The organism is Nostoc sp. (assembly GCF_035638895.1).
Lineage (GTDB): Bacteria > Cyanobacteriota > Cyanobacteriia > Cyanobacteriales > Nostocaceae > Nostoc.
This window is the reverse complement of sequence record NZ_DASQZC010000628.1, coordinates 1-4,387: the sequence shown is the minus strand read 5'-3', so window position 1 is coordinate 4,387 and position 4,387 is coordinate 1. Positions and strand designations below refer to the sequence as shown.

General features: G+C 38.7%; 6 protein-coding genes. 2 read left to right on the top strand and 4 right to left on the bottom strand.

Annotated features, from left to right (window positions below):
• Positions 1-790, bottom strand: a 790-nt coding sequence (locus VE944_RS30445; protein ID WP_324986383.1) for a DUF4336 domain-containing protein, incomplete at its 3' end; no start/stop codon positions are given.
• A gap of 153 nt (positions 791-943) precedes the next feature.
• On the opposite strand from VE944_RS30445, the gene VE944_RS30440 reads away from it, so the two are divergent.
• Both VE944_RS30440 and VE944_RS30435 read left to right on the top strand, forming a co-directional pair.
• Entirely contained in the window at positions 944-1,564 is a 621-nt protein-coding gene (locus VE944_RS30440; RefSeq protein ID WP_324986380.1) for a hypothetical protein, read from the top strand.
• Positions 1,565-1,735: 171 nt separating this feature from the next.
• Positions 1,736-2,701, top strand: a complete 966-nt coding sequence (locus tag VE944_RS30435) for an acetamidase/formamidase family protein (protein WP_324986377.1) — start codon at positions 1,736-1,738, stop codon at positions 2,699-2,701.
• Positions 2,702-2,770: 69 nt separating this feature from the next.
• Here the strand turns inward: VE944_RS30435 and VE944_RS30430 are convergent, their stop codons facing one another.
• From VE944_RS30430 to VE944_RS30420, 3 genes are all read right to left on the bottom strand, one after another.
• Positions 2,771-3,061 carry a HigA family addiction module antitoxin gene (locus tag VE944_RS30430; RefSeq protein WP_324986374.1) on the bottom strand — a complete coding sequence of 97 codons (291 nt, stop codon included), beginning with the start codon at positions 3,059-3,061 and terminating at the stop codon, positions 2,771-2,773.
• 306 nt (positions 3,062-3,367) lie between these two features.
• On the bottom strand, positions 3,368-3,904 hold the full coding sequence (locus VE944_RS30425; RefSeq protein ID WP_324986371.1) for a cysteine hydrolase family protein: 537 nt from the start codon (positions 3,902-3,904) through the stop codon (positions 3,368-3,370).
• A gap of 325 nt (positions 3,905-4,229) precedes the next feature.
• Positions 4,230-4,387, bottom strand: a 158-nt coding sequence (locus VE944_RS30420; protein WP_475483636.1) for a response regulator, incomplete at its 5' end; no start/stop codon positions are given.

Sequence of the window (4,387 nt, the reverse complement as noted above, 5' to 3'; positions counted from 1 at the left end):
GGCGGATATTTAGTGCGTTTGGTTGAAAGTACAAAGCAAACAACGAGATGCGCCCCCATCCCTTACGGCGATTTGCCTGAATGTCTGCAACAATATCAGTAGCATCATCCTTGGCATGGAATAGTAAGGGATATGGATCTAAAAGTGCGATCGCAGGTGGATCTTCTGAGATAGAAAGCACAGAATCTGTTACTAAAAGAGTATGCGATCGCTTATGAAAAAAAGCAACTTCCGCAAACCGACCAGGGCCAAGCTCGATGGGCCCCAGCATTGCATAATCAAACTCGTCAGCAAAGGGTGTTTTGCTGCTATCTTCTGGAAGTACTTGAGTTCGTTTCGGGGGTAAGCCAAGCCAGCTAAGGGGGAGATTTAGCGGGAAACTCCACTGATGGGGAGCTACAAGCACCAGTGCAGTCGGAAAGTATCTGGCGAAGGGGCCGACGAATACTTTATGTTCTATACCGGAGATAGTTGGCAGGATAATGTACTTAACATTACCGTGTTCCGCCACCAACTCATTCACAAGCCGGATGCACTCTGGAGTTGGTGCAACAGGTGCGTAGATGAGAAGACCCCCGGCTTCGAGCTTAACAACAGTCATGCGAATCGGTACAACAACGTAGAAAATGCCCTGAATCTGGTCAAAATTCCAAATTGTGTCCTTGACCACTTCTTTACGGATTGTCTGCCGCCTGCCATAAGGGTAGAGTGGCACAACAGGCCATAATCCCCATGAAAAGTCTTTTGGATTTATCTGTTGTGCATTGACTATGCGTTCATCATCAGCCACTCTACAACCCCTCCAAATTCCCTGCTCAAATTGTTCTTATTTGCTATCCCTAAAGTTGGAGTTTAGCAAATTATTGAGATAATAATACTAATTCGTAATTCGTAATTCGTAATTCGTAATATCTTTTCTATAGTTCATTAACGATATAAAATCATGAGTAGATATAGAATTTTAAAACCTGAGCAAAGTTATACTTTTAGTCAATACTTTCTGTTACCTAACCCAACAATAGATGTAGTAGCTGAGTTTGAGTACAGCTATGAGCGCACAGAGCTAGAATTACCAAGATACTTTGCTGATATTAGCTATTTAGAATTTTTACAAAACTATTTAAAGCGCAATATAAAGCTTTTTAACCCAACGGCTGAGATATCAATCAGAGAATTTATGATTGCTCCTATCCTTGCTGAAATCTGCGATCAGACAAAAGCTCAACTATATAGTGAGTATCCAATTAATGTAGATGAAAAACTAAAAGGGACTTTAGATTATTATTTATATAAGTCTAACTCCCTATTGGTGATTGAAGCAAAACAATCAGATATCAGAAGAGGGTTTACACAGCTAGCAGTAGAACTAATAGCTCTGGATCAGTCTCTATATGATCAATCATCAATTTTATTTGGCGCAGTTACTAATGGAGATGACTGGAAATTTGGTACACTCAATAGACAACAGAAGCTAATTACAGAAGATATTAAACTTTATCGTGTTCCTGAAGGTTTAGAAGATTTGGTACGAGTACTAGTAGGCATCCTTTCATCTGAGGCTTGACGGAAGTTGGAAAAGAAGCAAGGGAGCAGGGAGCAAAGGGGGCGTAACGCTTGATAAGTGATTAGGCAGATATGATACGACCGAAACAGACTCATGATATAGAGTAAGTAAATTTAAATTTATTATTTATGGTGATTGTTAATTTTTAATTTTTAATTGGAGCGAAGCGACATGACTCATTACATTTTAAAAGCCTCAAAAGAAACTGTGCATTTAGGTGGTTTTTCCCATCTGTTAAAACCAGCACTCACTATTGATTCAGGCGATACGGTTGATGTGGAAACTTATACTGGTTACTACGTTTATGACAAAGCACCACCTGAATTTGTCACACCAGAATTTATCGACATCTGCCAAAATCTTCTACCAGAACGCAAAATTGCTGGGGGGCCGCATTTACTGACAGGGCCGATTTATGTGCGAGATGCCGAACCAGGGGATGTTTTAGAAGTACAATTAGATGCGATCGCACCTAGTTTACCTGTCGGCTTCAATGCTATTCGTACAGGTTGGGGAGCTTTACCACATCAGTTTCCTCAACCTGCGTTGAGATTCATTCCTCTAGATTTAGCAAACAATATCGCTGAATTTCCGGCGGGTGCTGGCATAAAAATTCCCCTCAAACCGTTTTTTGGGATTCTTGGTGTCGCTACTCCAGAAACTTCTCGAACTTCTGTCCCGCCAGGTTCTTACGGTGGTAATATCGACAACCGAGAATTACAAGCTGGTTCTCGTTTATTTTTGCCGATTTTCGTACCAGGTGCATTATTTTCTATTGGTGATGGGCATTCGGCACAGGGAGATGGTGAAGTTAATGTCACCGCCATTGAAACTTCCATGAACGGCAGAATTACCCTCAAGCTTCGCAAGGATTTACAACTGACAACACCAATTGCCGAAACTCCAACTCATATCATTACAATGGGATTTGCCCACACCTTAGATGAAGCCTTAGAACTGGCTTTAAAAAACATGATTGATTTTCTGGAACGCTTTGCGAATTTGTCGCCAGAAGATGCTTATGTATTGTGTAGTTTAGCTGTGAATTTTCATATCACTCAAGTTGTGAACAGTCCCCACAAAGGTGTGCATGGAATGCTACCTAAATCAATTTTGTCTAAGAATATTAAGTTATAATTTGTGAGAATTGAAATGCTCAGATTCCCGATTGATTTAAGAAGTCCGAAATCTTGTTGATCAGGAAGCTTATAAATTTATAGGTGCTATATCTTTCCAAGACTCTGATTCATTAGCAGCGCACCAAAGATCATATTTTTGTTGTAGATTTAACCAAAGTTCAGGAGTAGTTTGCAAGGCGGTAGCCAAACGAAACGCCATATTCGGCGTAACACTTGCTTGCTCGTTAACTATATCAGATAGAGTTTTACGAGACACATTAAGAATATCAGCAAAGTCAGTAATTGTGATATTTAGCGGTTCCAGATACTGACGCTTGATTAATCCGCCAGGATGTCTAGGTTTTATTTTTGTGATCATCCTTAACTCCTAATGATAGTCTTCTTTGTTGTAAGACTCAATCCGGGTGCTGCCTGCAAAGGCGAGGATTTTAGCTGTAGATGCCATAGTTTTAGGTTAAATGGGAAGGATTGGACAGTTCAGCTGCATTATCCTGTTTTCAGGCGATCGCTATATGTCACCTTTAGATTTTCTTTATAAAAATTGTACCTGCGGAATGTGGGTTGAAACCATAAAACTCCAATTTGATTTTTTTATTTTTGAAAATATACTGAGGTCAAAGAGCCAGTTTTATCTGAAATTATGTTCAGAAATCAGATATAATTCTTATACTAACTGTAAGTATTTATTTAGATTCTGCATATCTAGGGGTTCAGTTACAATATGGTTTACCCCAATCATCTGACTTAATACTAAAAGACCTGCTTGGTGAAATTTATCACCTCCAGTTGATGCTGAGTAATATTCTAAGACATAAGAGATAATATTATTTTCAAAAAAATCAATAGCAGTTTTTAAAACACAAGACTCAGTATCCAAGCCACAAATAAATACTTTTTGGATATCATTTCTATTTAGGAAGTTAAGTGTCTCTTCGTTACAAGCGGTGTATATAGTTTTATCAAAAATTACTTGAGCAAATGGTTCAATATCATCTACAATTTTTTGTTCAACTTCTGATATAAGATTGTGCCAATGTAGATATTTGACATAAGGACTATTAGGCGTATTTATAAATTTTGTGAAAATGACGTGTTCAAAAATATTTTGCTCTAATAAGGATTTAACCCTTTGTGGAACATGGCTTGTATTTTGATTGATAAATCCATTTTGAATATCAATGATAAATAGGCAGAAGTTCATATAGGAATCGTATTTGATTTTTGAAATTATCTACGTGGGCGGCGAGTGGGGAGTAGGGAGTAGGGAATAAGGAATTAGGCTTTTTGATCTATACCGAGTTTTTTCAGAAATCAATTATTAGTCCTATAGTTAAAATCAGCTTGCTGTCACTCTCACTTATCACGGTATTTGTAAAATCTCTCTCCTAAAAGGAGAAATATTTTAAATTTGTCCCGTTCCCGCATCGGGAAGAGGTTAAGTTTTCGTGGGCTTTTCCAGATACCCTGAAAAGTCAGGTAGCTATACGCTCCTGCAATAATTGTGGTTCAAATAGATGATAAAGGGGTTATTTAGCTTCCTCTATCCAACCCAGTGCTATTGCTACTTCAGTAGCTAATTCTAGAGGATTGAATGGTTTAGCGATCGCACTGATCATTCCCATCTGAGTATAGCGACGGCGATCGGAAGCCTGGATTTTGGCAGTTAACAAAATCACCGGAATCG